We start from the raw sequence: 26,778 nt of genomic DNA on the forward strand, positions 1-26,778 counted from the left end.
AAAAAATCGCTACAATTTGTAGCGATTTTTTTATGTTATTTTTTAGAAAGAGATCCGAAAACCTGCTGTAAGATAGAGGTTGTTTGCAAAGCTGAATTATTTCTAATTCCATTTTCTTTTTCTGCAACCATATTAAATACACCATTTAATGTTTGTTGTGTAACATACGCATTCAGGTTTGGTTCTATCTTGTCTCCTGTTAAGGTATTGTATTTTGTGATCAAATTGTTCCAAACTTTATCCGCACCAACTTTACCCAAAGAAGCTTCGACTTTTGGTTGAAAAGCTTTCGTAAGATCTGTATTCGTTTTTAGTTTTAAATAATTTGTAGCCGAATTATTTCCTCCCAATAAAATGTCTTTTGCATCGGTTATTGTCATCGAAGTTAAGGCATTTACAAAGATAGGAGCCGCTTCCGAAACAGCATCTTCAGCAGCTGCATTCAATAATTTAATTCCTTTATCCGCTAAACTTCCCATTCCTAAAGAACGCATAGTTCTCTCGACAGTTTGCAGTTCTTCTGGCATCAAGATTTTAGCAACAGAATTGTTGTAGAAACCATTTTTTTGGCTCAAAGATTTAATACCATCATTCAATCCAATTGATAGAGCTTCTTTCAAACCGGATGCGATTGTTGAATTAGGTAAGTTATTAACGTTTTTCAAAGCTTCAGCAGAAATTGTGTTTGATTCTGTGGAGCTATTTACAATTTTTACCGAATCAACTTTTACAGCAGAATTTGGCTGTGTATTTGTTTTTTCAACTTCTTTTTTTAAAGTACCAAAAATTGATTTTAAATCTTGCGCATTTGCATTCACAGCAAAGGAAGTAATCAATGATAAGCTTAAAATGATTTTTTTCATGAGGATTTTTCTATGTTGTTTCTGTCGTTATTCAATTTTCTGACCAAACTTTAAAATTCACTTACAAAATGTAATTTTACTGAAGGAAATTTTTCTTGTGTCATTTGAATAGTAAATGCAGAATCAGCTAAAAATACCAATTGATTAAATTTATCTCTTGCTAAATAACGTTGTTTAACACGTTTAAATTCTAAGAATTCTTCTGATTTATCATTTTCTACTTCTACCCAACAGGCTTTGTGTACAGAAAAAGGTTCGTAAGTCGCCTTAGCACCATATTCGTGTTCTAAACGATATTGAATTACCTCGTATTGTAACGCACCTACAGTTCCGATAACTTTACGATTATTCATTTCTAAAGTAAACAACTGCGCAACACCTTCGTCCATTAATTGGTCAATTCCTTTTTCCAATTGTTTTGCTTTCATTGGATCATCGTTGTTGATGTAACGGAAATGCTCTGGTGAGAATGAAGGAATTCCTTTGAAACTGAATTTTTCTCCTTCTGTCAACGTATCTCCAATTCTGAAATTTCCGGTATCGTGTAAACCGACAATATCTCCAGCAAAAGACTCGTCAACGATTTCTTTTTTGTCTGCAAAGAAAGCATTTGGTGCAGCGAATTTCATGTTTTTGCCTTGACGAACGTGGAAATAGTTTTTGTTACGTTCAAATTTTCCAGAAACAATTTTGATAAACGCTAAACGGTCGCGGTGTTTTGGATCCATATTAGCATGAATTTTAAACACGAAACCAGAGAATTTATTTTCGTAAGGTTCTACGATTCTTAAATCTGTTTCTTTTGATTGTGGAGTAGGCGCAATGTCAACGAAAGCGTCTAACAATTCGCGCACTCCAAAATTATTTAAAGCAGAACCGAAAAATACAGGTTGTAAATTTCCGTCCATATATTCTTGCATATCAAATTCTGGATAAACACCATCAATCAAATCAATTTCGTTACGTAGATTTTCAGCATAATCTGTTCCGATTAATGTTTCTAATTCTGGACTTGATAAGTCTTCGACTTTAGTTGTTTCAGAAACTTTTTGTTTGTTGTCTCCAGAAAAAATATTAATATTTTTCTCCCAAATATTATAAATTCCTTTGAATGTAGATCCGATACCGATTGGCCATGAAAGTGGAGTTACATGCAAATCTAATTTTTGTTCAACTTCGTCCATCAAATCAAACGCATCTTTTCCTTCTCGGTCCATTTTATTAATAAAAACCAATAACGGAATTTTGCGCATGCGACAAACTTCTACTAATTTGATTGTTTGTTCCTCAACCCCTTTCGCAACGTCGATAACAACAATCGCAGAATCTACAGCAGTCAAGGTACGGAAAGTGTCTTCAGCGAAATCCTTGTGACCAGGCGTATCTAAGATATTAATTTTTTTTCCTTTGTATTCGAAAGCCAAAACAGAAGTTGCAACAGAAATTCCACGTTGACGCTCAATTTCCATGAAATCGGATGTTGCGCCTTTCTTAATCTTATTACTTTTTACAGCTCCAGCCTCTTGAATCGCACCACCAAATAATAACAATTTTTCTGTTAAAGTAGTTTTACCAGCATCGGGATGGGCAATAATACCAAAGGTTTTTCTTTTATTTATTTCTTGTTCTAAAGACATCTTAATCAAATTTTCAGGTTGCAAAGATAGTTTATCTCCGTAAAATTAGAAACATTATGATGAATAGAATATTCTCAACTAAATTGCGTTATTTTAAAATATAGATGATATAGGGCTATGAAAAAGATATTTTACTTTTTACTGTTGATGATAAGTGGGGTTGTTTGGGGGCAAAGACCTACAATTTATCCATTAGAAGGAGGTTTTACTTTTAAGAATCAAACATTAGATATTTATACAAGTAATAATAACTTTTCTCCAATTGCTGTAGATGGATGTGCATTCAATACGACCTACGTATATAAGTATTTCTCATTTAAAGCTAATTTTGATATGGTTTTTGCATTTGATTTGATTGCAAATAAACCAGATTTTAAATTTTTAGTATGGAAATTACCAAAAGGGAACATTGCAAATGATGTCTTTGTAGGAAATAGTGCTACTATAAAAGCTAATAGAGCTGTAGAAGGAAATGTTAATAATAAAGGAATGAAAGAAGGTGTTGCAAAAATTTGTGAATATGATAATACTTCTTCCGCAACAGGTTATGCAAAAGCTTTTGAAGGTTCTGATCTTTTAAAGAAAGATGAAACTATTGTAATAGCAGTTTATGGAATAAATAATACGGATACTTTTGATATAAAAGTGAATGTAGCAGAAGAAAGAACGATTACAGTTTTCAATAATTTTTGTCAAGGAAAATCATATACGTATTCTCAAATTTATGATGGGATAAAAGATCATGTAGAAACTAATCCAAATCCAGTAACAAACCCATATATCAAAGTATATACCGATAATACGTTTAGTTCAGAGGTTGGTTCATCAGCAACTTTTACTACTGATACCACTCTTTACGCACAAGTAAAAGATGTAAGTGGAGATACAAAGTATATTTATACAATACCTCTAAAATTTATTCCTGAACATCAATTTAATTTTAAACCTACTTTCGAGACTGAATATGCGTGTACACCAACTTATACAATTCCGGATAAAGATGAGTTGTTAAATAAACTTTTCCCTACTGTAGATTCTAATTATTCGATTTCTTCAATTGTTATTGATGGGACAAGTTATACATCAGGTCAAAATGTAAATTTGGCAGTTGGTCAAACCACTTCAATGAAAATCAAAGTTCATTACGGAGGCGGTTGCCCAATTGATTCTCATGAAGTTTCAATTCCTTTAGTTCAAGGAAAACCAACTTTGAGTGGAGATGTTGATGATGCAACTTGTGATTCTTCTTATAAAATAAATTTTGATCGAATTTATTCTAAGTTAGGAAAAGATAAAAATGCTTTTGATTTAATTGTAACCTTAGGCGGTTTACCGATTTCTGATGGACAAACAACTGCAATTACTACAATTTTAACGTATAAAGTTAAAATAAAATCAAGAACAGGCGGAGGATGCGAAAGTGATGAGGTTGATTTTGTAGTTACTAAAACTTCGCCTGCAAATATTCTTCCAGCAGAAATAAAAGATATTTGTTTCGCAGATTTTACTCAAAGCAATATTGATAATGCAATTTCTATAATTCAAAATGGGAATTCGTATAATTTAAAATTTTATCAAGAAGATGGTTTAACTGAAATTACAGATTTATTAGCATTTATCAAAACAACTAAAAATGGTAAAATCATTGTAAAAGCCTTAGCTGTTGATAATGGAAATACAATATGTGATACAGGTGTTGAGTTAATATTTGAGCTGGATGAATCTAATTTTGATTTAGATAATGATATTCCAACGCTTAATTCGTCTTGTTCTGAAGTTGGTGCTGGAAACATTTTTAAAACTTTAGAAATCGAAGATTATTTAAAAAAATATTTTGGTAGAACAGATATTACTTTTTCAGGAATTTCAGAAAAACCTCTTTCGGATGATGAATCTGAAATAATTACTTTTCAAGTAAAAATAAATGGAGAAGATTGTTGGACAGATGAGATGCAATTAACGTTGCAAGTGATTACAAAACCAAATGTTGTATCTGCAACACTTTCAGATAAATTCTGCGAAGGAGAATCACTAACAATTGATGATAATTTATTGAGAGATAATTTCGGGGCAAATGTATTTGATTATAAAATTTATATTGAAGGAGTAGAATATATAAGAGGAAATCCTGTTCAAAGAGAATTAGATTTTGGTGGAAATACTTCTTTAAATATTTCCGTAGAATTTAAAAATAGATTGAGTGATACATGTTCAACAACAGTAGATTTAACTGTCAATAAAAAACCTGATTTAATTGTTGATATTCTAACTTTAGAAAATTACACACAAGCTAATCCAATTATTTACTGTGAAGGTGAAGATGAAAATGCAAAGAGTCAAATTGAAGCTATTTTAAAACACATCAATAGTCAAGCGTCAGGTTTAGTTGCAGCTTTAACTGTTGACGAAATTTTTGCTCAAATTGATTCAAACGAAGGTTTTGTAAATGTAGTTTTTGAGGATCCAAATTATTGTGGAACTGCAACAATCAAATTTTATTTCAAAAGAAATCCTTTGCCAACAATTACAGTTCCAGAAGAAGTAGATCCGTTATGTTTTAATGAATTGTATTCATTAGATTTTACAACGCAAACAGGCTATGATAAATACACTTATATTGTAGAAAAAGTAGGAGGAACCAGAATTAATGGAGTCGTTAAGTTTGAATTAGATGCAGGAATTTATAACATAACAATAGAGGATAAGATAACAGGTTGTTCGGTTGTAAAAACTTTGGACGTTAAGAATGCTGAAACTCCAACCATCGAAAAAATTACCATTAACGAAACAAGTATTATTGTCACAGTAAAAGGAAATGGTAAATTAGAATATGCGTTGTTTGGTTCTGACGGCAATATTATTGTCGATTGGCAAACGAAGAACGAATTGATTATTCCTGATAAAATAGCAGATAACAATTTTACCGTTAAAGTAAGATTGAATGGTTGTGGAGTTTCGGAAAGAAAAAATGTTATTTATCTTGCTTTACCAAATGTAGTAACGCCAAATCAAGATGGAAGAAATGATGTTTGGAAACCAATGACCAAGAATGGTAAAATTAATGATGTTTCTAATTCTTATAAATTGATTATTTTTGATAGATATGGTAAACAAATTTTATTAAAAGAAGGAATTGGTATAATAGAATGGGATGGAACACATAACGGAAAACCAGTTGCAGACGGAACTTATTGGTATATGTTAGAGTTTTCAAAACAATCTGATGATTTGAAAGTCCTATATTCAGGGAGCATATTAGTCAAACGAAAAATTAAATAATTGATTATCTAATGAAAAAATTATCTTTAATATTAATAACTATTTTTTCTTTATCAAAAATAGAAGCACAGCAAGGATTACCTTTTTATAATCATTATTTAGTGAGTGATAAAATGCTGATTAATCCATCTTATGCAGGACAAGATCCAAATGTTATTTCCATCACAGGAACGCATCGCAATCAGTGGGACGATTTACCTGAAAGTCCAAGTACACAAACGGCAAGTGCGCACGGAATTATTGTCGATCGTTTGGCGGTGGGAATGCAATTTTTTAACGATAGAAATGGAGCGGTGAAAATGTCTGGATTTGGAATTAATGCAGCGTATCACATTCCAATTGATGACAGAGGTTATGATGGCGATGAAATTAATGTATTTTCGTTTGGAGTAGGTGCGTCGAATGTTTCGCAACGTTTTGATTATTCGAAATTAATTTGGGAAGATGATAATGATCCAGCTTTGCAAGAAGATAAATATTCGACCTATTTCGCCAATTTAGGACTATCTTTCAAATACGCAGGTTTCTTTGCAGGAGTTTCAATTTTGGATATTCCATTAAGTCAAAATGTGTATTATGTGAATAATGTAGAGCCTTTACCAACGTGGTATTACATTAATTTAGGATACAAATGGAATGTTGCTGAAGGTATTGCTTTAGAGCCATCGGTGGTTTATAATTTAAATTCAAATTCAGAACGTCATTTGGATATTAATCTAATGTCACACATTAGTTTCGGCGATAATAATCAAGGTGTCGATATAGGTGTAGGATACAAGCAAGGGATGGATGCTCAAAATAGTAATCCTCTATTTATTTCGCCTATTCTAAAGTTTAAAGTAGGTTCTTTAAAAGCAGGAATTTCATACGATATTGGTTTGTCTGATTATCAAGTGGATGGACGTAAGAACGGAATGTTATTTAGTCTTTGTTTCGATTTACAAAATCCATGGGGAGCAAGATTTGATTAATGATTTAAGTATAAAACACTAAACAATTATACTATGAAATTATCGTTATTACTTTTTATTCTTTCATTCAATATTTATGCACAAAATATTGAAGTTTTGTACGAAAAGTATACAATTTTTGATGCAGAAAAGTCAAATTATTCTATGACTGTAAATGATGTAAAGCTATCAAAATCAGAGGTTGTAAAAAGACTAAATGAACAAATGAAGATTCCAAAAGAATTTAGTTTAATAACCAATAAAGAAATTTCTAATTATAAAGCGTACGAAAAAATTGATAATAATAATGAAGGATCAAGAACAACAAGCTATACATTATCTTCGAATGGAGGAAATGGTGATTTAGTAAAACAATTTGTATCTGGATTTTATTATCATGAAGCTGATGTTTATGGAAAAAAGTTTGTTATAAAGGATTCATTGCAAAACTTTAATTGGGTTCTTACGAAAGAAACAAAAACAATAAATGGATTCAATGTTAAAAAAGCTACAGCAAAAATAAAAGATGTTAATTTAACAGCATGGTATGCAGTTGATTTGCCTTATAAAACTGGTCCGGATAAATATCAGGGATTACCAGGGTTAATCTTAGAGGTTGTACAGGTGAATAATGATGATATTAATACTGTGATTTCTTATAAAGCCGTTTCCATAATAGAAAATAAAAAGAATAAATTAGAACTTCCTAAAAAAGGAAAAATTGTTTCATTAGAAGAATATAAAGTCAATTATAAAGAAATTATTGATAAACAGAATGAAATGATTAGTGAGGGGGTTAGTAAAGATTAATAAAAAAACCTTCCAATTCGGAAGGTTTTTGTTATTGTATCGGTTGTTCTAAATTATTAATCTGAACTTCTCTTTTAAATATGTAATAAGGTTGAAGACTTTCGCGCGTCACAATTTTCTGTCCACGTTGCGATCCCACAAATCGCGTAAATCCAGCGCCAATTCCAAAACCAACTTCATTTTTTAGGATATAAATTTCGCGATAAAAAGGATAAACACCATATTTCAAATTCGGAATAGTTGGTAATGCTAAATTTCCTTTATCATCTGCAATGGCTAATATTTTTACCTTTTTTAGGTATTCTTCAACTTTCGGATTTCCTTTGTCGCTCAAAATATTCAAGCCTATAATCCCGATTGCTGTTTTATCTTTTTGCAAATAATCAATCACTTTTTCTGCATCGCCCATTGCATTTACTTTTGCCCCTTTTTCTACTGTTAATTTTAGTTTATCATTTACAGTATTGTAATTGGCAGAGTTTGGATGATCAAAAACAAAGGTCATTTTCGGATCATTTTTATACAAATTATCTTTGATATCTGTAGTCGTAATAGAATTGATTGGATGATCAACAGAAGTGATGAAAACAGTTGCATCCAATGCAATTACAGATGAGATATACTTGGTTGTCGTTTTGTTAAATAAGTGTTGTTCTTGTGCTTTTGTTAACGGTTTACTAACCATTAATAATGGAATTTTACCTTCATAAAAATCTTTGATTGCTTTTTCTTCAATCTCTTCATTTATTGTGATTTTTACATCTGGATAATCAACCATATACATATTTGCCAATGAATTAGCCAAATTTTTAAAACTTGGATCTACGGTCATTGTCAAATTTCCATATTCGTGTAAAGCTCGTTTAACAGGAGTTTTTTGTTCAGCTTTTGTTAATTTTTCTTTGTCTTTACAACTAAAAGTGGAAAAAACGAGAAAGGCTGAAAGTGAAAGTAAACTAATTTTTTTGATCATTTTTATAAGATTTTATACCACGATATACGCGAAAAGCTCCATAAACAATAAATAAAATCCCCATTAACATCGCGTTTGTATCATCTAATTTGACGATAAAAAACTGATATTTCCAAGTAAAAATTCCGATCAAAAAATAACCGAAACCAATCAATCCGTAAACAATACTCTTATTCATAATTCGCGACGAAGTTACAATTTTATTGTGTTAAGATTGACTTAAAACTTAAATTTTATACGATATATATACATTTTTAGCTAAGTTTTTTTGAGAAATTATTTCTTAAACAAGATGAAACCATCACACTCAAAAATAGAATGCAATGGTTTCAGAAAGAAAAGTATGATTAATTATTCTGCTGTTTGAAATTTGACAGGGATAGAGAAAATTAAATTTGCATCAGAACCATCTTCTAATTTGGCAGGTGTTATTTTTTTACCTTTTCGTAGAATTTGTTTATTGATTCGTTCTAATGCAGATTTAGCTTCTTTTCCTAAATCTTGATTACTTCCGCTTAACGGTTTTACCTGCGAAATTTCACCATTTTTATTCACGACAAATTGCATTTTTGCAACCGCTGTACTCAAATTATTTCGAGATGCAGTTTCACCAAAATCACTTAATTCATATCCCAATTCTTTTGAGATTTTATCGCTCATACATTTTGTTAAAGCGACATTTCCTTTTTTACTTTCATTTTCACAACCAGGATAAATCGCCATTACAGCAGCATTTTTAGCTGTAATTGTAACATTCGTATTGATCACAGGTTTTTCAACTTTTGGTCCTTCTGCAATACTTGTGTTTTGTCCGCCAGTTTTATTTCCTGTGTCACTTACTTCGCCGCCACCAACTTGTCTAGCTGATGCGATTCCTTCTCTATTTTCTGTTCCAAGATCAACACCTTTCAATTCATTAACAGGTTTTATTGTTTCTTCAACTTGAGGATTCTCTTTTGGTGTTGGGATAACATATTTCACTTGTTCTGTTTTCAATTGAATTGTTTTCTCTTCCATCGGAGGATCTTCTTTTGGTGGAGTTACATCTTCTTTTTTTGGAGGTTTTACAGGGTTAAAATCTTCCATATTAACAGTAACTCCAGGAAGATCAGTAGAAATTGTTGTAGCTTTCATTGCTCTGTTATTCGCATAAATAGTTCCTCCTGTAATTAATGCAACAAGACCAATCCCTACAAAAAGAGATTTCATCAAATCGTGGTTGGCCACTTGTCTCAATTGGTACGCGCCATATTCTTTGTTTCGGTTTTCGAAAAGAATGTCTAAAAAAGCTTTGTTACTCATATCAATATAATTTTAAGGTTAATACTTGTTTTTTCTTTATAGATTCATCTTTTAACAAAAAGGTTGGTTGAGGTTTGAAAAATTTTTAAAAAAAGTTTAATTTTATTGAAAAGTCAATTTTATGGAACTACAAATAGAGAAGAAATGTAAACAGAATTGGATGGAAATGAATTCGGTTTCTGATCAACAAAAGTTTTGTGAGGTTTGCTCTAAACGTGTGCACGATTTGGATCATTATTCATTCAAAGAATTAAAAACTTTTCTGAATGAAAATCCTACTGCTTGTGTAAAAATAAAAACAAGGAATTTAGAACAGTTTAATTCTTATGAAGCTTCTCATTCAATTGCAAATCAATCTAAAAAGTGGTTGCAATTTTCATCTTTAGTGGGATTTTTAAGTTTTTCGACTTTAGCAAAAGCGCAAACAGAAAATGATTCGATTGTAGTGCAAGGAATTATTAATGATGGTAATGGTTTTCCAGAATATGATATTCCAGTAAATCTTAAAAATTCTAAAAATATTGTATATACAAATGAAAATGGAGAGTTTAAAATAAAGGTTCCGATTAATCAAGATTCTTATACTTTAGAATATGATAGCTTTGGAATTAAAGAATTTACTTTTATAAATCCTTCTGTATGTCAGAATATAAAAACAGAAATAGGAGATGTACTTTTAGGAGAAGTTGTTTATCTTAAAAAATCATTTTTCCGAAAAATAGGTCGCACAATTTCTTGGCCATTTCGGCAAATTGGGAAGCTTTTTTAGTTCATCAATATGTTTTTCGTCATTCTAGTCAATTAATTCAAATAAACTTGATCTTACAATTAGTGCATTTCGTTGATTAAGTCTATCTTTGTTCCTTAAATTTTTTAAACAAATGCCAAGAATACTTACAGGAGTTCAAGCTACTGGAACTCCGCACTTAGGAAATATTTTAGGAGCAATTTCACCTGCTATCGAATTGACAGAGAAGGAGGGAAATGATTCATTCATTTTTATTGCAGATTTACACGCTTTGACGCAGATTAAAGATGCAGAAGTGTTAAAACAAAATACGTACGAAGTGGCTGCAACATGGCTTGCATTAGGTTTGGATCCATCGAAAGTGGTTTTCTACCGTCAATCTGACGTTGCAGAAACAACAGAATTGACGTGGTACTTATTAAACTTTTTCCCTTTTCAACGTCTTACATTAGCGCATTCTTTTAAAGACAAAGCTGATTACTTAGCTGACGTGAATGCTGGTTTGTTTACGTATCCAATTTTAATGGCAGCTGATATTTTATTGTATGATGCGGAAGTTGTGCCTGTAGGGAAAGATCAATTGCAACATTTAGAAATTACACGCAGTGTTGCAGAGAAATTTAATCATCAAATGGGCGAAACATTTGTATTACCACAAGCAGCAATCGACGAAAATATAATGTTGATTCCTGGAACAGATGGGAATAAAATGTCTAAATCAAGAAATAACTTTATCAATATTTTCTTACCAGAAAAACAATTGCGCAAGCAAGTAATGTCAATTGAGACAGACTCTACTCCGTTGGAAGATCCTAAAAATCCTGACACAGATAATGTTTTTGCTTTATACAAATTATTGGCTTCTCCTGCGCAAATAGAGGAAATGCGTCAAAATTATTTGAAAGGTGGCTATGGTTACGGACATGCGAAACAAGCGTTGTACGAATTGATTTTAGAAAAGTATGCCGATGCAAGAGTTCGTTTTGATGAATTGATGAATGATAAAGATACATTAGATGCGTTTTTAGAAAATGGTGCTTTAAAAGCAAGAGATGTTGCTCAAAAGGTGCTGAAACGTACACGAGTAAAATTAGGATTGAAGTAATTTGATCCAATTTTAGTTGGCGATAAATAATATAACTTAAGCGATTGTTAATATTTATATCGTTCATTATTTGAATTCATTTTAAATAAGTATCTTTGCAATATAAAAATAGAATCAAATGATTAAGGTTTCAGAATCAGCAAAAAATAAAATAATTGCACTTTTACAAGAAGAAGGAACTTCTATCGAGGAGTCTTTTGTTCGTGTAGGAGTTACAAGTGGCGGATGTTCTGGATTAAACTATAATTTAGAGTTTACAAAAGAACAAGGTGCAGATGACAAATTGTTTGACGACAACGGTGTTAAAATTTTGGTTGACAAAAAATCATTTTTATACCTTGTTGGAATGACATTAGAATATTCTGGTGGATTGAATGGAAAAGGATTTGTATTCAACAATCCAAACGCGTCTCGTACGTGTGGTTGTGGTGAAAGTTTTGCTGTTTAAGATGAGAAATTTAGCTTTATTTATTTCGTGTATGATTGGTTTTGTTGCTTCGGCACAAAATACAATTGTAGAAAAAGATTTGATGGTTTTTCAACCAACAGAAACATCTAAAAAGTTAAATAAAGCTTATTCAGAACATTTGTTTTTTGGATTGTTCGGAATAAAACCTTTTATAAAAGCGTTGGATTTGAACGAATCTAAAATAAAAACGATTACCATTACCAATGCATCAAATAAAAAAGTAGCTTATAAAGCAACTTATGATGCAAACGAAAACCTTCTTGATTTCGAATTGACAGAAGAGGTTGCAAAGCCTATGAAAGTAAATTATACTTATAAAGATGGTGTGATTTCTTCGGAAACAATCGAGAGAAAAGGAAGTGAAACAAGAACAAATCAATTTTTTTACGACCAAGATAAAATGTATGTTAAAAATGCAAACAAGCTTTTTGATATCGTTTGGTTAGAAGAAGATGTGATGTTAAAAAAAACATATTTAGAACAAAAAATAGGTTTTGAAGACCGATTGATGCACAATTGTAGAATTACTAAATCATTAGGTCAGGACATGAACAAGATTTGTTACAGCAGTTCAACATTCAAAGTGCCATTCAAAATAAATGAATATACGCCTGATGTTGCACCAAAATCAGAGCGAATTAATTTGAAAGAAGGCGTATGGTCAGAAATTAAATTAATTTCATCAAACAACTATCAGATTTTGAAAAATAATCAATCATTATTTGAAATTATTTTGGATCAAAATCAACGATTAAAAGAATTTAAATTTTTAGGAAATAAAGCTGATAAACAGCAACCTTTACAGTTTAATTTTACCTATACATTTTATAAATAATAAGATGAGTAACACAAAATATACAGAAGACGATCTACGTGAAGATCTTGCCAGTCAAAAACAATATGAGTTTGGTTGGACGACTGAGATGGAATATGAAGATTTTCCAGTCGGATTGAATGAAGATATCGTGCGTGCTATTTCAGCCAAAAAAGAGGAGCCTGAATGGATGACTGAATGGCGTTTGGAAGCTTTCCGTGCTTGGCAAAAGATGGAAGAACCAGAGTGGGCAAACGTAACTTATGAAAAGCCAGATTTTCAGGTTATTCAGTATTATGCAGCTCCAAAGCCTAAGAAAGAATTAGCAAGCTTAGATGAGGTTGATCCTGAATTATTAAAAACATTCGAGAAATTAGGAATTTCTTTAGACGAACAAAAACGTTTGTCTGGAGTTGCTATCGATGTTGTTTTTGATTCAGTTTCAGTAAAAACAACTTTCCGCGAAACATTAGCAGAAAAAGGAATTATTTTTATGTCAATTTCGGAAGCAATTAAAGAACATCCAGAATTGGTGAGAAAATATATTGGTAAAGTAGTGCCACCAACAGATAACTTTTATGCAGCTTTAAACTCTGCAGTTTTCTCGGACGGATCATTCTGTTATATTCCAAAAGGTGTTCGTTGTCCAATGGAATTGTCAACATATTTCCGTATCAACTCTGCAGGAACAGGACAATTTGAACGTACTTTATTAATTGCGGACGAAGGGTCTTATGTATCATATTTAGAAGGTTGTACAGCGCCTATGCGTGACGAAAACCAATTACACGCTGCGGTGGTTGAGTTACTTGTGATGGATGATGCTGAAATTAAATATTCAACTGTTCAGAACTGGTACCCAGGAGATAATAAAGGAAAAGGAGGTGTTTTCAACTTTGTAACAAAACGTGCAGTTTGTGAGAAAAACGCAAAAGTATCGTGGACACAAGTAGAAACTGGTTCTGCTGTAACGTGGAAATATCCATCTTGTATCTTGAAAGGAGATAATTCGGTAGGTGAGTTTTACTCAATTGCTGTAACAAATAATTACCAACAAGCAGATACAGGTACAAAAATGATTCACATCGGTAAAAATTCTAAATCGACTATTATTTCGAAAGGTATTTCTGCTGGTAAATCTCAAAACTCTTACCGTGGATTAGTGAAAGTAATGAAAAATGCAGAAGGAGCACGTAACTTCTCTCAGTGTGATTCATTATTGATGGGTAACGAATGTGGAGCACACACGTTCCCTTATATTGAGATCGAAAATAAATCGGCTCAATTAGAACACGAAGCAACAACTTCTAAAATTGGTGAAGATCAATTGTTCTATTGTAACCAACGAGGTATTGATACAGAAAAAGCGATTGCATTAATCGTAAACGGATTTAGCCGCGAAGTATTAGATAAATTACCAATGGAGTTTGCTGTAGAAGCAAAAAAATTATTAGAAATCTCATTAGAAGGTTCTGTAGGATAGTTTTGACTAATGGGTTAATGTGAAAATTTGTCAATGAGTTAATGATGGAAAAAGATAATATTATTTTAAAATTAACTTTAGAATTTTCACTATTAATTATAGAATATTGTGAAGAACTTGAAATGAATAAAAGATTTGTTATTTCAAATCAATTGTTAAAATCAGGAACTTCAATTGGAGCAAATATTAGAGAAGCTCAAAACGCTGAAAGCTTGAATGATTTTATTCACAAATTTAAGATTGCAGCAAAAGAAATTGATGAAACCAAGTATTGGTTAGAATTATGTCAATTATCTAAAAATTATCCAAATACAGAAAGTTTAACCGAAAAATTGGTAAACATTTCTAAAATTGTGAATAAAATAATAAGTATATCAAAATCAAGATAATTAGAAAATTATCACATTAACTAATTTACAAATTAGATTATGTTATTAAATATAAAAAACTTACACGCTCGTATTGAAGAGCGCGAAATTTTAAAAGGTTTAAACCTTCAAATTAATCCAGGAGAAGTTCACGCAATTATGGGACCTAACGGAGCTGGAAAATCAACTTTATCAAATGTAATTACAGGTAAAGAGGAATACGAAGTGACTGATGGTGAGATTGAATTTAAAGATGAATCTATCTTAGAGTTGGCTCCAGAAGAAAGAGCACAAAAAGGTATTTTCATGTCTTTTCAATATCCTATTGAAATTCCAGGTGTTTCTGTAACAAACTTCATCAAAACTTCGATCAACGAAACGCGTAAAGCGCAAGGATTAGAAGAAATGGGAGCTTCAGAAATGTTGAAATTAATTCGTGAGAAAGCAGATTTATTAGGAATCAAAAAAGATTTCTTATCTCGTTCTCTTAACGAAGGCTTCTCTGGAGGAGAGAAAAAGCGTAACGAAATTTTCCAAATGTTAATGTTAAACCCAACATTAGCAATCTTAGACGAAACAGATTCAGGTTTAGATATTGACGCTTTACGTATTGTTGCGGATGGTGTAAATGAATTTAAAAATGAAAACAATGGAGTGTTAGTAATTACACACTACCAACGTTTATTAGACTATATTGTTCCTGACTTTGTACACGTTTTAGCTGACGGAAAAATCATCAAATCTGGTGGTAAAGAATTAGCTTTAGCGTTAGAAGAAAAAGGTTACGACTGGGTTAAAGAAGAAGCAGGAATCTAAACATTTTGTAAAATGTAAAATGTATTAAGTACAAAGTACTTTTTACTTCTTACATAATACATTAATACAATATCTAAAATGATTGATTTAAAAGAAAATTTAGTTTCTCGTCATTTAGTGTTCAACGAAAAAAATAAGGTTAATAAAGGAATCGAAGGGCTTCGCCAAGAAGCAATCGAAATCTTTAACCAAAAAGGTTTTCCAACACGTAAAGACGAAGAATGGAAATATACAAATCTTGCTCCTTTGTTGAAGGTGGACTATAAATTGTTCCCAGAAGACGAAGTGGCAATTGAGTACAAAGACATCAAGAAATATTTGATTAATGATATTGATACTTATACTATCGTATTCATTAATGGAAAATATTCTTCGTTTTTGTCAAATACAACGCATGATGAAGCAGATATCTGTGTATTGTCAAGTGCAATGCATAAAACAACTCATCAAGCAGTAATCGAGAATTATTACGGAAAAATTGCGCATAAAGATGAAAGCATGGTTGCGTTGAACACTGCTTTTGCAAAAGATGGAGCTTATATTTATGTTCCAAATAATGTTATTTTATCTAAGCCAATTCAAATCGTATATTTCTCTACAGGTGCATCTCAGGAAGCCATGTATCAACCTCGTAATTTGGTAGTAGTAGGTGATAATGCACATGTTCAAATCATAGAAAGACACCAAACGTTAGACGGTAAAGCTAATTTAACAAACGTTGTTTCGGAAGTTAACGTTGGTCGTAATGCAGAGATTCATTGGTACAAATTCCAAAATGATTCTCATGATGTTTCGTTGGTAGATAATACCTACATTAACCAAGAAAGAGATTCTCGTGCCAATGTATTTACGTTTTCTTTTGGAGGTAAAATTGTTAGAAATAACTTAAACTTCTTCCAAAATGGGGAAAACTGTAACTCTGTAATGGATGGAATTACTGTTATCGGAGGAAAACAACACGTCGATCATCATACTTTTGTAGAACATAATTTCCCAAATTGTGAATCACATGAGTTATACAAAGGTATTTACGATGACAAAGCTCAAGGTGTTTTCAATGGTAAAATATTTGTACACAAAGAAGCTCAAAAATTGAATGCTTTCCAACAAAATAATAATGTATTATTATCAGATGGAGCTTCAATCAATACAAAACCTCAGTTAGAGATTTTTGCAGATGATGTAAAATGTTCGCACGGATGTACTGTTGGGCAATTAGAAGAAGAGTCATTGTTCTATATGCAGCAACGTGGTATTCCAAAGAAAGAAGCAAAAGCAATGTTGTTATATGCATTTGCAGCTGATGCTTTACGACATGTACAAATTCCACAAATATCTAATCGTGTAAATGCCGTAATTGCTGAAAAATTAGGCGTTAGTTTAGATTTCGAATTATAATTGAATGTACGAAAGTATTAAGTCATAAGTATAAAGTTGTAAGTTTACTTACAACTTTTTTTAAACCTAATACATTTTACAAACTACATAATACAATAAAAAATGTCAATAGATATCCAACAAATAAGAAGTCAATTTCCAATTTTAACTAGAGAAGTCAATGGAAAACCATTGGTTTATTTAGATAATGGGGCAACTTCTCAAAAACCAAAAGTTGTTTTAGATGTTTTAGATGAATATTACGAAAAATACAATGCAAATGTACACCGTGGAATCCATACCTTAAGTCAGGAAGCAACTGATTTGATGGAAGAGTCTCGTCGTAAAATTCAGAAATTTATACATGCAAAATATGATCATGAAATTATTTTTACGCGTGGAACAACGGAAGGAATTAATTTAGTTTCAAATTCATTGCGTAATGTTTTGACGGCTGATGACGAAATTATTATTACCGAAATCGAACATCATTCTAATATCGTTCCTTGGCAATTGTTGTGTCAAAGAACAGGTGCGAAACTGAAATATATTCCGTTAACTGCAGAAGGTATTTTGGATATTGATAAATTAGATGATTTATTGACAGATAAAACAAAATTAGTTTGTGTTAATCAGGTTTCTAATGCGTTGGGTGTTGTAAATCCTATCGAAACGATTATCGAAAAAGCGCATGCAAAAGGCGCTTGGGTTTTAATTGATGCTGCGCAATCTGCACCACATACAGTGATTGATGTACAAACATTGGATTGTGATTTCTTGGTTTTTTCTGGGCATAAAATGTATGGACCAACTGGAATTGGAATATTGTACGGAAAAGAAGATGTCTTGAATGAATTACCACCTTTTCATGGAGGAGGAGAGATGATAAAAGATGTAACAATGGAAGTTTCTACCTACGCTTGTTTACCATTCAAGTTTGAAGCTGGTACACCAGATATTGCTGGAATTATCGGACTTGGAGCTGCGGTAGATTTTATCAATTCGATCGGTATGCAAACGATTCATGATTATGAAAAAGAATTGGTAGATTATACCATTCAACGTTTATCAGAATTTGATGAAGTTGTGATCTACGCTAAAGATGCAGAGCATTCTGGAGCGGTTTCGTTCAACTTAAAATTTGATGGCGTACATTCGTCAGATGTCGGTATGATCTTGGATAAAAAAGGAATTGCAGTGCGTACTGGACATCATTGTGCACAACCAATTATGCATCACTTTAATATTCCAGGCACAGTGCGTGCTTCGTTCGCTGTTTACAATACAAAAGAAGAAATTGATATTTTTATTGATGGTTTAAAAACCGCGATTAGAATGTTGGGATAAATATATTTCTAAACTTATTTAGATTATCATATAAAACAATAAAAGGGAAACATCACTGTTTCCCTTTTATTTTAAACGCTAAAGAAGCACAATTTCATCAACTACAATTTCGGTCATATTTTTTGTAGTACCTTCCTTATCTTGGTATTCTCGATAAGTTAATTTACCAGCAACTGCGAGCTGTTTTCCTTTTTCAACATGCTTTTCAATAATACTTACAATTGGTCCATATGCTACGATATTGTGCCAAATTGTATTTTGTACTTTTTCATTTTTGTTGTTTGTGTAACTCTCGTTTGTAGCTAAACTAAATTTTGCGAACTTCTTGTCGTTTTCAAATGTTTTAATTTCAGGATTGTTTCCTACATTCCCAATTAATTGAACTTTGTTTCTTAATGTACTCATGGCGATAAATAATTTAAATTAATGTAAACCAAAATTAAGAAATAAAATTAAAACATTCGTTTTTAAGTATTTAACTTTTATAAAACATGTTCTTTGTACAATCTATCTAATGTTTTATCTAAATTATAAGTCTTTCCAGGATGTGGTCGTGATGATTGAATTGATGAGCTACGCACAGCAGTTAACCATCTAAAACGTTCGGGAGTTTCAAAATTAGAAATAGCTGATTCGGGATGAATTCCTTCTGCTATTTTGGATAAAGCATTCAAATTGCTGTCAATAAAATCAAGGTCTAATTCATGGCAAAAAGCATTGATTCGTTGATCATTGATGAAATATTTGACTTTCAAATAATTTTGCTTTTTCGAAAATAATATCACTCCAACGTTAATAAATTCTTCGCGCTCTACTTTTGGAACTAATCGAAGAATGGCATACTCATATAAGATTTTTTCTGGCATTGTTCGCTTCGTTTATAAATAGTGCTGAATGTTGTAATCGTGTTTTGATAAATGTTTTGTAAACCGTTCTCATTTCTTCAAACGACGCATGTGTTACCTCTGTTTCTAACCATTCATCGGGAATTAAGTCTACAATTTTATCAATAATTTCATCATTTAGTAATGCTTTAAATTCGGTGTCAACTTCTTCAAGTTTTGTTGCATTTTTCAATAAAACATGATCTTTAATTGGTGCAAATGGAGCAATTGCTGCTTTTTCCCAATTGTCCCACGAATGATGGAAATAATAAGAAGCTCCATGGTCGATTAACCACAACTCTTTGTGCCACATCAACATATTTGTATTGCGAAATGTACGGTCGACATTTGTTAAAAAAGCATCTAACCAAACAATTTGAGAAGATAATTTATCATCAATTTTCATTACCGCAGGGTCATAATTGATTGCTCCAGACAAATAATGTAAAGCTAAATTTGTTCCTTCGCTAAATTTTAATAAATCTTGAATTTCCTCGCCTGCCTCCGATTGTCCAAAATATTCGTCCAATAAAGCAAAAACTAATTCAGGAACTTTAAAACCTAAAATACGAGCAATTTCACCTCCTAACAATTCAGAAATTAACATTCGAGGTCCATGCCCTGCGCCTTTAAATTTTATAACATATTTAAAACCGTCATCCGCATCAGCCAATGCAGGCAAAGAACCTCCTTCGCGCAAAGGTTGCAAATAGCGTTCTACAGTAACTGTTCTTAATTCAATCTCATTCATTGCCTAAAAATACGATGAAAAATTTAAAGTAATTTTCACATTAATAATTTTTATATGTGACTAATGTTATGGATTTTTGAAAGTTAAAGGTTTTAAAGAAAAAGATATTGAGTAAACTTGTAAAAATAGGAAGATTTGTAATGCGTAAAAGTATGCTAACCATTGGTATAATAGCGGCTTTCACTTTAGTTATCGCATTAATTATTCAGATTCTTACTTCTTACTATATTTACAACTATCAAGGGAATATTCCACAGGATTATCGAATAGCAGTTGTGTTTGGGGCAAAAATACAAGCAAATGGACAACCAACTCGTTTTTTGAAAGATCGTTTGGATGCTGCAATTCGACTTTATGAAGAAGATCAAGTGGATGTGATTTTACTTTCTGGAGAAAAAATCTATGAAAACTTCAATGAAATTGATGTAATGGAAAAATATTTATTGGATAGAGGGGTTAAGATTGAAGATACTTACCTTGATGGAGCAGGATTAGATACGTATAGTACAATTTATAGAACTAAAAATATCTTTCGATTTAATAAAGTGATTCTAATTTCTCAATCCTATCATCTCAAAAGAGCATTGTTTTTAGGGAAAGTTTTTGGTTTGGATTGTATTGGATATAATGCAGATAATGGACCTTATAAAACAGAAGGTAAACAGAGTTTTAGAGAGGTTTTAGCGAATATTAAAGCGTTGTTAGATATAGGGAAAGATAGAACACCCGAAGTGATTATAGCACCCAAAAAAGAATAAAAAAAACCGTTCAACTTTTTTGAACGGTTTTTACTTAATATTCTATCAATGTAACGATATCGGTTGCAAAAGTTGTTAACTTATCTTTTCCATTTAAGAAAGTTAAATCAACGATAAAAGAAAATTGTGTTGTTTTACCTCCACATTTTTCTACCAATTTAGCACAAGCTTCAGCTGTACCGCCAGTTGCCAAAACATCATCATGAATTAAAACACGCGCACCATCTTTGATGTAATTTGAATTAACTTCAATTGTTGCTTGTCCATATTCCAAATCATAAGATTGATTAATTGTAGGAGGCGGTAATTTACCTGCTTTGCGAATAAGCACAAAAGGAACTTTTAGTTTTTGAGCAATTTGAATCCCGTACAAAAAACCACGGCTTTCGATTCCACAAACTACATCTACTTTTCCTTTGGCTTTATCTACAAACGCATCTACAATTTCATCCGAAAGTTCTGCGTTTAAGAACAATGGTGTAATATCTTTATAGACAATTCCTTCTTTTGGAAAATCGATAACGTCTACAATCGTTTGATTGATTTTTTCTTGAAGTGTTGACATTCGTTTTTAATCATGTTTTGTTAAGAGACAAATTTAATGAGAATTCATTTGCAAGAATTTCTTTTTACGAATTATTAATGAGTCTAAATAATTTTATAATCCTAAACTTGTCCAAATACGTTCCGGAATTCGAACTGGTCGACGTGTTTCAGCATCAATACAACACAAAATTGTATAACCTTGATTAATTATTTTTCCTGCCTCATTATAAATCGTATAATTAAAACGAATACGAACACCTTTATCACGCTCTGGAACGGTTGTTTCAATTTCGATTAATTCATCATACAAAGCACTTCCAACATATTTTGAATGCATTTCGATAATTGGCATCTGAATTCCCATTGCTTCCAACTCCGCATAAGGAAAACCTCTCTCACGCATCAATTCAACACGTCCAATTTCATAAAATTCGGGATAGTTACCATAATACACTACCTTCATTTGATCGGTATGTTTATATAAAATACGCGTTTTAGTACGAAAAACATTCAATTGTTCTATCTTCTCCATAATTTTTCTAATACATCATTTTAAAACTTCAAAAGTAGAGAACAAAAAAAAGACTTGGTCATTAATTAGCTAAAAAATGAAAAAGTCTATTCAGTAATTTTTTTGTAATCCATCCAACTAAAAGATGTTTGAGAAGAATCTTTTTGCTCTTCCTTTAAGAAATCATATTGAATTTGAATAATTGTTTTGAATGTAGGATTCGCAATTTCATAATAAAAAATCCTTACATTTTCTTCTTCAACTTGTTCAATTCGTAAAAGCGAAAAATTATTTTTAATCCCTAAATCATTTAAATGATTTTCTACTTTGATAATTGCAAAGTCAATTTTTTCTTGTGTAATTTCCATAGTAATACAAAAATAATAAATATTAATTTTGATAAGACAAAATATGTATGAAAAGATTATCTTAGCAGTACTTTTGCTTTGTCTAAAACTGTTTGTTGATTTTTATTATTATACAAAGTATTTTTTAATATATCAATACCCAAATTATTTTTTTTATTCAAAATTTGTTCACAATTTTGTAGGTAAGCTTATGTTTTTCACATAAGCTGATTATCAATAATTTACATTAAAACTTAAGCACTTTTGGACAATATTACGATGATAACTGCAAATTCTGTGTGGGAAAAATGCTTGTCTTTTATCAAAGACAACATTGCGGAAGATGCATTCAATACATGGTTTGTTCCGATTCGTCCGGGCAAACTAAATAATAATGTTTTAACAATACAAGTACCAAGTAAATTTTTTTACGAATGGTTAGAGGAACATTATATCAAAATTTTAAAAAGTGCCTTACAAAAAGAACTTGGTTCTGATGCGAAATTAGTTTATAGTATTTTGATGGATCAAAAGTCACAAGGACGTGAACCATTTACCGTTCGTATTCCAAGCTCGAACAAAGAAAAACCTCGCCCACAAGAGGTTGAAGCGCCAATGAATTTACAGGCGGGTAAAATGATGAATCCTTTTATTATCCCAGGATTACAAAAACTTAAAATTGATTCACAGTTAAATCACAATTATACCTTCAGTAATTTTATCGAAGGAGAATCAAACCGATTAGCTCGTGCTGCTGGTCGTGCGATTGCCAAACGTCCAGGAGGGACTTCGTTCAATCCACTTTTTATTTATGGTGGAGTAGGATTAGGAAAAACTCATTTGGTGCATGCGATAGGTTTAGAAGTAAAAGATTTACATCCAGAGAAAACGGTTTTGTATGTTTCGACAGAGAAATTTACACAACAATTTATCGAAGCTGTAAAAAATAATAATCAAAATGATTTCATTCACTTTTATCAAATGATTGATGTTTTGATTATGGATGATATTCAGTTTTTATCAGGAAAAACAAAAACGCAAGAAGTTTTCTTCCATATATTTAACCACTTACATCAAAGAGGAAATCAAATTATTTTGACTTCGGATAAATCTCCTGCAGATATCCAAGACATGGAAGATCGTTTGATTTCTCGTTTTAAATGGGGATTATCAGCAGATTTGCAAAATCCAGACTACAATACACGTCTATCTATTTTGAAACAAAAATTAGAAAATGACGGAATCGAATTCCCTGACGAAGTAATGGATTATATCGCTCAAAATATTGATACAAATGTGCGCGAATTAGAAGGTTCTTTGAATTCTATCATTGCACAAGCAACATTAAATAAACGCGAGATTACGTTAGATCTTACAGCACGTACACTCTCTAAATTGGTGCAAACGGCTCGTAAAGAAATTTCAATTGATTATATTCAAAAAACGGTTTGCGAATATTTTAAAGTGAAGATGGAAGATATTCAATCTAAAACACGTAAACGCGATGTGGTACAAGCGCGTCAATTGGCGATGTATTTTGCAAAACAATACACAAAAGCCTCGTTGGCGAGTATCGGTTCTCAAATTGGTAAACGTGATCACGCAACTGTTTTGCATGCTTGTAAAACAGTTAAAAACTTACAAGAAACAGACAAGCAATTCCGTGGTTATATCGAAGATATTTCGCGTAAAATTGCTGATTAAATAGTTAATACTTTTTCTATGAAAATTTTAATGGTTTGTTTGGGGAATATTTGTCGTTCTCCCTTGGCAGAAGGTATTTTACAAGCAAAGGTTGGCGACAATCATTTGGTAGATTCTGCTGGTACAGGAAATTGGCACGTTGGCGAACAACCAGACAGACGCTCCGTTGCAGTGGCAAAGAAATATGGCGTTGATATTTCCGATCAACGTGCGATGCATTTCAATCTAATCTTTTTCGAAGAATTTGATTTGATTTTTGCAATGGATAAACAAAACTCGATCGATTTGCAGCAATTAGCTCGTAACGAAGAAGAAAAAGAAAAAGTAAAATTAATCCTGAAAGAAGGGACAGGTCTTGCGCACAATGTACCTGATCCTTATTACGATGGCGAAGATGCTTTCGAGCATGTTTACCAATTATTAGATGAAGCCACTGACGGTATCATCAAAAAATACAATCTTTAAAAAATAATTATGAATACGGCTAAAGTTTATTTGATTCCTTCGCTATTAGGCGAAAGCGAACACAGTAGAGTATTGCCTTTATACAATCTTGATATTATTCGTTCGTTAACTACTTTTGTCGTGGAAAACGAGAAATCTGCACGTAAGTTTATCAAGCAAGTTTGTCCCGAAAAAGTACAAGCCGATTTAGATATTTACATTCTTAACAAAGATACAGAACCAGAAGAGCTGTTCGATTTGATTAAATTATTGGACAAAGGAATCTCCTTGGGTATTATCTCCGAAGCTGGTTTACCTGCTGTTGCCGATCCGGGTGCACAGTTGGTAAAGGTGGCGCAACAAAAACGAATTCAGGTTGTACCTTTAGTAGGTCCATCGTCGATTCTTTTGGCTTTGATGGCCTCTGGAATGAATGGTCAAAACTTTGCGTTTCATGGCTATTTACCTATCGATAAAACCGAACGTAAAAAGAAATTAGCACATTTAGAAAACGAAAGTGCAAAGACTGGAATTGCTCAAATTTTTATGGAAACGCCTTATCGTAATAATCAAATGGTAGACGATTTAACGAAAATTCTTCGTGCCGAAACCAAGATTTGTGTGGCGTGTCATATTACTTTAGACGACGAAGATATTCGTACCTTATCAATCAAAGAGTGGAAAAATGAACAATACGATTACCACAAACGTCCCGCAATTTTTGTGATGCAAGCTTAAACTAATTTTTTAAACTAATAGATCAACACTTCGTGTCGCTTTTCACGAGTCGTTGTTTCAAAGTAAATAAAATAGCCAACTTCCATAAGTTGGCTATTTTATTTAATCATTTTTTGTGTCTTGTTGAGTATTAATAAAAAAAATAACTATCTTAATACGAATTAATTAACCAAAACAATATGCTATGGCAATAAAATTTAACTTAGTAGAAAAACCGCAACTAGGAGTAGCTAGAGGAGGTGTAAAAAATGGTATGCAAGCGCAAAAACAGATGGCGAAGTTAGCATCGACGAATTAACAGCATAAATAGAAAAGTTCTCTGCACTTTCTGAAGCTGATATTCGAGTGTAATCTTCCCTTAACTAGCTACATTCAAAACTAATGATTCCACTGATTATTACTACAATTATCTTGCTGAAATGTTGGAAATTCACTTGTATTCGGTTTATTTATTTTTCCATATTTCAACAAAAACTTGTGCGGAGTAAGGTATCCGAGGCTTGCGTGCGGTCTCTTATTGTTATACATCCACATCCAAGCTTGAGAGAATATGTTGAATTGCTTGATTGTTGAAAACATAAAACAATCCAAAACTTCTTGTCTAAATGTACGATTAAAACTTTCGATCAAACTATTTTGCGTCGGTTGACCAGGCTGAATATAAATCAATTCAATAGACTGATTATGATACCAATCTTTTAGTTCGTTTGCAATAAATTCTGGTCCATTATCGACTCTTATTCGCTCTGGTTTTCCTCTCCATTGAATTAAATTCTCAAGTTCTCTTACTACTCGTCCTGAAGGTAAACTTGTATCGATACAAATACTCAAAATTTCTCGATTAAAATCGTCTATAATATTCAAACTTCTCACGCTTTTTCCGTTTTCTAAACTATCACGCATGAAATCCATACTCCACGTTACATTTGGATAAATCGGACGTAAAAGTGGCTCTTTAATCCTTGCAGGAAGTCTTTTTTTACGTAGGTTAAGTTTCATCGAAGTGTAAATTCGATAAACTCGTTTATGGTTCCATGAATAGTTCAACTTTCTAAGCCGATGAAACATCTACCAAAAACCCCATGTTTTGTTTAAATCCGCTAATGAAGAGAGTTATTGAATGATTAAATCGTCCTGATTGTTACGTTTGGGACGATAATAAAACACCGATGTGCTGATACAAAACAATATACAAGCCTGACGAAGACTGAGTTTAAATTCCTCGCGAGAAAAATCAACCAGTTCGCGTTTTTCGTCAGGCGTTAGAGCTTTTTTTCGATAACAGTTTTTAAAACCGTATTTTGAAGGGTTGATTCTGCAACAATCTTTTTATATTGGACTAATTATTTCTCCATTTCTTTTAACTGTTTGAGTTGATTAGCATCCATTCCCGAATATTTACTCTTCCATTGGTAAAAAGTCGGTTGACTGATTCCGTATTCACGACAAATTTCCAAAACGGTTTTGCCTTTGTCCTGTTCAGAGATAATCTTGATGATTTGTACTTCTGAAAATTTGCTTTTTTTCATACTCTAAGTTCAACAAATAAGTGCAACTCAAATTAAATCATTGGGGGCTAGCCCCCAATGATTAGCCAAGTGCTAAATTTGATTTGTGAAAAAAATATATAAACAACTCGACCAGGAACAAAGATACCAAATTGGAATACTTTTGACAGCAGGAAAAAGCAAAAAAGATATTGCTGATTTAATAGGCGTACATAAATCTACCATCACGCGTGAATTACAAAGAAA

30 protein-coding genes are annotated in these 26,778 nt (G+C 32.0%); 17 read left to right on the forward strand and 13 right to left on the reverse strand.

Annotation, left to right across the window (positions count from 1 at the left end):
• Positions 1-35 precede the first annotated feature (35 nt).
• Both HX088_RS07540 and HX088_RS07545 read right to left on the reverse strand, forming a co-directional pair.
• The gene (locus tag HX088_RS07540) at positions 36-863 is read right to left on the reverse strand and encodes a DUF4197 domain-containing protein (RefSeq protein ID WP_286483824.1); all 828 of its coding nucleotides are present in this window, start codon (positions 861-863) and stop codon (positions 36-38) included.
• A 50-nt stretch (positions 864-913) separates the two neighbouring features.
• A complete protein-coding gene (locus tag HX088_RS07545; RefSeq protein WP_171623322.1) occupies positions 914-2,500 on the reverse strand; it encodes a peptide chain release factor 3 in 1,587 nt (528 codons plus the stop codon).
• 117 nt (positions 2,501-2,617) lie between these two features.
• Here HX088_RS07545 and HX088_RS07550 point away from each other — a divergent pair, with 117 nt between their 5' ends.
• Genes HX088_RS07550 through HX088_RS07560 form a run of 3 tightly spaced genes read left to right on the forward strand, consistent with a single transcriptional unit; the run spans position 2,618 to position 7,539 of the window.
• Positions 2,618-5,779, forward strand: a complete 3,162-nt coding sequence (locus HX088_RS07550) for a T9SS type B sorting domain-containing protein (protein WP_286483825.1) — start codon at positions 2,618-2,620, stop codon at positions 5,777-5,779.
• Between the two features lie 11 nt (positions 5,780-5,790).
• On the forward strand, positions 5,791-6,750 hold the full coding sequence (locus HX088_RS07555) for a PorP/SprF family type IX secretion system membrane protein (protein ID WP_286483826.1): 960 nt from the start codon (positions 5,791-5,793) through the stop codon (positions 6,748-6,750).
• A gap of 33 nt (positions 6,751-6,783) precedes the next feature.
• Positions 6,784-7,539, forward strand: coding sequence for a GLPGLI family protein (locus HX088_RS07560; RefSeq protein ID WP_125349063.1), 756 nt, complete (start codon positions 6,784-6,786; stop codon positions 7,537-7,539).
• 31 nt (positions 7,540-7,570) lie between these two features.
• On the opposite strand, the gene HX088_RS07565 is transcribed toward HX088_RS07560, so the two are convergent.
• The 3 genes from HX088_RS07565 to HX088_RS07575 all read right to left on the reverse strand — a co-directional run bounded on the left by HX088_RS07565 (position 7,571) and on the right by HX088_RS07575 (position 9,814).
• A complete protein-coding gene (locus tag HX088_RS07565; RefSeq protein WP_260542555.1) occupies positions 7,571-8,512 on the reverse strand; it encodes a PstS family phosphate ABC transporter substrate-binding protein in 942 nt (313 codons plus the stop codon).
• Complete coding sequence (locus HX088_RS07570; RefSeq protein WP_171623327.1) at positions 8,496-8,690, reverse strand: C4-dicarboxylate ABC transporter; 195 nt, start codon at positions 8,688-8,690, stop codon at positions 8,496-8,498. The genes HX088_RS07565 and HX088_RS07570 overlap by 17 nt, the downstream gene beginning before the upstream one ends.
• Before the next feature lie 173 nt (positions 8,691-8,863).
• Positions 8,864-9,814, reverse strand: coding sequence for an energy transducer TonB (locus HX088_RS07575; protein ID WP_286483827.1), 951 nt, complete (start codon positions 9,812-9,814; stop codon positions 8,864-8,866).
• A gap of 121 nt (positions 9,815-9,935) precedes the next feature.
• Between HX088_RS07575 and HX088_RS07580 the strand changes: the two genes are divergently transcribed.
• The 9 genes from HX088_RS07580 to HX088_RS07620 all read left to right on the forward strand — a co-directional run bounded on the left by HX088_RS07580 (position 9,936) and on the right by HX088_RS07620 (position 18,341).
• Complete coding sequence (locus HX088_RS07580; RefSeq protein WP_171623329.1) at positions 9,936-10,583, forward strand: hypothetical protein; 648 nt, start codon at positions 9,936-9,938, stop codon at positions 10,581-10,583.
• A gap of 112 nt (positions 10,584-10,695) precedes the next feature.
• A complete protein-coding gene (gene trpS, locus HX088_RS07585; protein WP_171623330.1) occupies positions 10,696-11,667 on the forward strand; it encodes a tryptophan--tRNA ligase in 972 nt (323 codons plus the stop codon).
• Positions 11,668-11,785: 118 nt separating this feature from the next.
• Positions 11,786-12,115 carry a HesB/IscA family protein gene (locus tag HX088_RS07590; protein ID WP_171623331.1) on the forward strand — a complete coding sequence of 110 codons (330 nt, stop codon included), beginning with the start codon at positions 11,786-11,788 and terminating at the stop codon, positions 12,113-12,115.
• A gap of 1 nt (position 12,116) precedes the next feature.
• Positions 12,117-12,971 carry a hypothetical protein gene (locus HX088_RS07595; RefSeq protein ID WP_284583429.1) on the forward strand — a complete coding sequence of 285 codons (855 nt, stop codon included), beginning with the start codon at positions 12,117-12,119 and terminating at the stop codon, positions 12,969-12,971.
• Positions 12,972-12,975: 4 nt separating this feature from the next.
• Positions 12,976-14,433 (forward strand): Fe-S cluster assembly protein SufB, encoded by a 1,458-nt coding sequence (gene sufB, locus HX088_RS07600; RefSeq protein WP_286483829.1) that lies wholly within the window; start codon positions 12,976-12,978, stop codon positions 14,431-14,433.
• A 44-nt stretch (positions 14,434-14,477) separates the two neighbouring features.
• Positions 14,478-14,822 (forward strand): four helix bundle protein, encoded by a 345-nt coding sequence (locus HX088_RS07605; protein ID WP_171623334.1) that lies wholly within the window; start codon positions 14,478-14,480, stop codon positions 14,820-14,822.
• Between the two features lie 39 nt (positions 14,823-14,861).
• Positions 14,862-15,617 (forward strand): Fe-S cluster assembly ATPase SufC, encoded by a 756-nt coding sequence (gene sufC / locus HX088_RS07610; protein WP_171623335.1) that lies wholly within the window; start codon positions 14,862-14,864, stop codon positions 15,615-15,617.
• Between the two features lie 78 nt (positions 15,618-15,695).
• Entirely contained in the window at positions 15,696-17,015 is a 1,320-nt protein-coding gene (gene sufD / locus HX088_RS07615) for a Fe-S cluster assembly protein SufD (RefSeq protein WP_225541815.1), read from the forward strand.
• Positions 17,016-17,117: 102 nt separating this feature from the next.
• A complete protein-coding gene (locus HX088_RS07620) occupies positions 17,118-18,341 on the forward strand; it encodes an aminotransferase class V-fold PLP-dependent enzyme (RefSeq protein WP_286483831.1) in 1,224 nt (407 codons plus the stop codon).
• A 78-nt stretch (positions 18,342-18,419) separates the two neighbouring features.
• Here HX088_RS07620 and HX088_RS07625 read toward each other — a convergent pair whose 3' ends face one another.
• The 3 genes from HX088_RS07625 to HX088_RS07635 form a co-directional block, all read right to left on the reverse strand.
• Complete coding sequence (locus HX088_RS07625) at positions 18,420-18,746, reverse strand: single-stranded DNA-binding protein (RefSeq protein WP_171623337.1); 327 nt, start codon at positions 18,744-18,746, stop codon at positions 18,420-18,422.
• A gap of 77 nt (positions 18,747-18,823) precedes the next feature.
• Positions 18,824-19,207 carry a DUF3037 domain-containing protein gene (locus HX088_RS07630; protein WP_171623338.1) on the reverse strand — a complete coding sequence of 128 codons (384 nt, stop codon included), beginning with the start codon at positions 19,205-19,207 and terminating at the stop codon, positions 18,824-18,826.
• Positions 19,185-19,976: a HipA family kinase gene (locus HX088_RS07635; protein WP_286483832.1), complete on the reverse strand. Its 792-nt coding sequence runs from the start codon at positions 19,974-19,976 to the stop codon at positions 19,185-19,187. The genes HX088_RS07630 and HX088_RS07635 overlap by 23 nt, the downstream gene beginning before the upstream one ends.
• A 107-nt stretch (positions 19,977-20,083) precedes the next feature.
• Between HX088_RS07635 and HX088_RS07640 the strand changes: the two genes are divergently transcribed.
• Entirely contained in the window at positions 20,084-20,734 is a 651-nt protein-coding gene (locus HX088_RS07640) for a SanA/YdcF family protein (RefSeq protein ID WP_225541814.1), read from the forward strand.
• 34 nt (positions 20,735-20,768) lie between these two features.
• Here HX088_RS07640 and HX088_RS07645 read toward each other — a convergent pair whose 3' ends face one another.
• The 3 genes from HX088_RS07645 to HX088_RS07655 all read right to left on the reverse strand — a co-directional run bounded on the left by HX088_RS07645 (position 20,769) and on the right by HX088_RS07655 (position 22,159).
• On the reverse strand, positions 20,769-21,299 hold the full coding sequence (locus HX088_RS07645; protein ID WP_171621571.1) for an adenine phosphoribosyltransferase: 531 nt from the start codon (positions 21,297-21,299) through the stop codon (positions 20,769-20,771).
• 93 nt (positions 21,300-21,392) lie between these two features.
• Positions 21,393-21,812, reverse strand: coding sequence for an acyl-CoA thioesterase (locus tag HX088_RS07650; RefSeq protein ID WP_171621572.1), 420 nt, complete (start codon positions 21,810-21,812; stop codon positions 21,393-21,395).
• 86 nt (positions 21,813-21,898) lie between these two features.
• Positions 21,899-22,159 (reverse strand): hypothetical protein, encoded by a 261-nt coding sequence (locus tag HX088_RS07655; RefSeq protein ID WP_171621573.1) that lies wholly within the window; start codon positions 22,157-22,159, stop codon positions 21,899-21,901.
• 258 nt (positions 22,160-22,417) lie between these two features.
• Between HX088_RS07655 and dnaA the strand changes: the two genes are divergently transcribed.
• From dnaA to HX088_RS07670, 3 genes are read left to right on the forward strand one after another with little or no spacing between them, the layout of a single operon-like run.
• A complete protein-coding gene (gene dnaA / locus HX088_RS07660; RefSeq protein WP_171621777.1) occupies positions 22,418-23,842 on the forward strand; it encodes a chromosomal replication initiator protein DnaA in 1,425 nt (474 codons plus the stop codon).
• Between the two features lie 18 nt (positions 23,843-23,860).
• The gene (locus HX088_RS07665; RefSeq protein ID WP_286483833.1) at positions 23,861-24,307 is read left to right on the forward strand and encodes a low molecular weight protein-tyrosine-phosphatase; all 447 of its coding nucleotides are present in this window, start codon (positions 23,861-23,863) and stop codon (positions 24,305-24,307) included.
• A gap of 9 nt (positions 24,308-24,316) precedes the next feature.
• Positions 24,317-25,024 carry an SAM-dependent methyltransferase gene (locus tag HX088_RS07670; RefSeq protein ID WP_171621575.1) on the forward strand — a complete coding sequence of 236 codons (708 nt, stop codon included), beginning with the start codon at positions 24,317-24,319 and terminating at the stop codon, positions 25,022-25,024.
• 378 nt (positions 25,025-25,402) lie between these two features.
• On the opposite strand, the gene HX088_RS07675 is transcribed toward HX088_RS07670, so the two are convergent.
• Together HX088_RS07675 and HX088_RS07680 are read right to left on the reverse strand one after the other, a co-directional pair.
• Complete coding sequence (locus HX088_RS07675) at positions 25,403-26,092, reverse strand: IS3 family transposase (RefSeq protein WP_286483834.1); 690 nt, start codon at positions 26,090-26,092, stop codon at positions 25,403-25,405.
• A gap of 275 nt (positions 26,093-26,367) precedes the next feature.
• Positions 26,368-26,553 carry a transposase gene (locus HX088_RS07680; RefSeq protein WP_171621579.1) on the reverse strand — a complete coding sequence of 62 codons (186 nt, stop codon included), beginning with the start codon at positions 26,551-26,553 and terminating at the stop codon, positions 26,368-26,370.
• Between the two features lie 85 nt (positions 26,554-26,638).
• Between HX088_RS07680 and HX088_RS13930 the strand changes: the two genes are divergently transcribed.
• Positions 26,639-26,778 (forward strand): helix-turn-helix domain-containing protein (locus HX088_RS13930; RefSeq protein ID WP_353619296.1); only part of this gene is annotated, 140 nt, incomplete at its 3' end.

The sequence above is a fragment of the Empedobacter sp. 225-1 genome (assembly GCF_030328185.1).
Lineage (GTDB): Bacteria > Bacteroidota > Bacteroidia > Flavobacteriales > Weeksellaceae > Empedobacter > Empedobacter stercoris.

Excerpts from the sequence above, each read along its gene's own strand:
- HX088_RS07540 (WP_286483824.1), bottom strand. The coding sequence starts at position 863 with ATGAAAAAAATCATTTTAAGCTTATCATTGATTACTTCCTTTGCTGTG.
- HX088_RS07545 (WP_171623322.1), bottom strand. The coding sequence starts at position 2,500 with ATGTCTTTAGAACAAGAAATAAATAAAAGAAAAACCTTTGGTATTATT.
- HX088_RS07550 (WP_286483825.1), top strand. The coding sequence starts at position 2,618 with ATGAAAAAGATATTTTACTTTTTACTGTTGATGATAAGTGGGGTTGTT.
- HX088_RS07555 (WP_286483826.1), top strand. The coding sequence starts at position 5,791 with ATGAAAAAATTATCTTTAATATTAATAACTATTTTTTCTTTATCAAAA.
- HX088_RS07560 (WP_125349063.1), top strand. The coding sequence starts at position 6,784 with ATGAAATTATCGTTATTACTTTTTATTCTTTCATTCAATATTTATGCA.
- HX088_RS07565 (WP_260542555.1), bottom strand. The coding sequence starts at position 8,512 with ATGATCAAAAAAATTAGTTTACTTTCACTTTCAGCCTTTCTCGTTTTT.
- HX088_RS07570 (WP_171623327.1), bottom strand. The coding sequence starts at position 8,690 with ATGAATAAGAGTATTGTTTACGGATTGATTGGTTTCGGTTATTTTTTG.
- HX088_RS07575 (WP_286483827.1), bottom strand. The coding sequence starts at position 9,814 with ATGAGTAACAAAGCTTTTTTAGACATTCTTTTCGAAAACCGAAACAAA.
- HX088_RS07580 (WP_171623329.1), top strand. The coding sequence starts at position 9,936 with ATGGAACTACAAATAGAGAAGAAATGTAAACAGAATTGGATGGAAATG.
- trpS (WP_171623330.1), top strand. The coding sequence starts at position 10,696 with ATGCCAAGAATACTTACAGGAGTTCAAGCTACTGGAACTCCGCACTTA.
- HX088_RS07590 (WP_171623331.1), top strand. The coding sequence starts at position 11,786 with ATGATTAAGGTTTCAGAATCAGCAAAAAATAAAATAATTGCACTTTTA.
- HX088_RS07595 (WP_284583429.1), top strand. The coding sequence starts at position 12,117 with ATGAGAAATTTAGCTTTATTTATTTCGTGTATGATTGGTTTTGTTGCT.
- sufB (WP_286483829.1), top strand. The coding sequence starts at position 12,976 with ATGAGTAACACAAAATATACAGAAGACGATCTACGTGAAGATCTTGCC.
- HX088_RS07605 (WP_171623334.1), top strand. The coding sequence starts at position 14,478 with ATGGAAAAAGATAATATTATTTTAAAATTAACTTTAGAATTTTCACTA.
- sufC (WP_171623335.1), top strand. The coding sequence starts at position 14,862 with ATGTTATTAAATATAAAAAACTTACACGCTCGTATTGAAGAGCGCGAA.
- sufD (WP_225541815.1), top strand. The coding sequence starts at position 15,696 with ATGATTGATTTAAAAGAAAATTTAGTTTCTCGTCATTTAGTGTTCAAC.
- HX088_RS07620 (WP_286483831.1), top strand. The coding sequence starts at position 17,118 with ATGTCAATAGATATCCAACAAATAAGAAGTCAATTTCCAATTTTAACT.
- HX088_RS07625 (WP_171623337.1), bottom strand. The coding sequence starts at position 18,746 with ATGAGTACATTAAGAAACAAAGTTCAATTAATTGGGAATGTAGGAAAC.
- HX088_RS07630 (WP_171623338.1), bottom strand. The coding sequence starts at position 19,207 with ATGCCAGAAAAAATCTTATATGAGTATGCCATTCTTCGATTAGTTCCA.
- HX088_RS07635 (WP_286483832.1), bottom strand. The coding sequence starts at position 19,976 with ATGAATGAGATTGAATTAAGAACAGTTACTGTAGAACGCTATTTGCAA.
- HX088_RS07645 (WP_171621571.1), bottom strand. The coding sequence starts at position 21,299 with ATGTCAACACTTCAAGAAAAAATCAATCAAACGATTGTAGACGTTATC.
- HX088_RS07650 (WP_171621572.1), bottom strand. The coding sequence starts at position 21,812 with ATGGAGAAGATAGAACAATTGAATGTTTTTCGTACTAAAACGCGTATT.
- HX088_RS07655 (WP_171621573.1), bottom strand. The coding sequence starts at position 22,159 with ATGGAAATTACACAAGAAAAAATTGACTTTGCAATTATCAAAGTAGAA.
- dnaA (WP_171621777.1), top strand. The coding sequence starts at position 22,418 with ATGATAACTGCAAATTCTGTGTGGGAAAAATGCTTGTCTTTTATCAAA.
- HX088_RS07665 (WP_286483833.1), top strand. The coding sequence starts at position 23,861 with ATGAAAATTTTAATGGTTTGTTTGGGGAATATTTGTCGTTCTCCCTTG.
- HX088_RS07670 (WP_171621575.1), top strand. The coding sequence starts at position 24,317 with ATGAATACGGCTAAAGTTTATTTGATTCCTTCGCTATTAGGCGAAAGC.
- HX088_RS07675 (WP_286483834.1), bottom strand. The coding sequence starts at position 26,092 with ATGTTTCATCGGCTTAGAAAGTTGAACTATTCATGGAACCATAAACGA.
- HX088_RS07680 (WP_171621579.1), bottom strand. The coding sequence starts at position 26,553 with ATGAAAAAAAGCAAATTTTCAGAAGTACAAATCATCAAGATTATCTCT.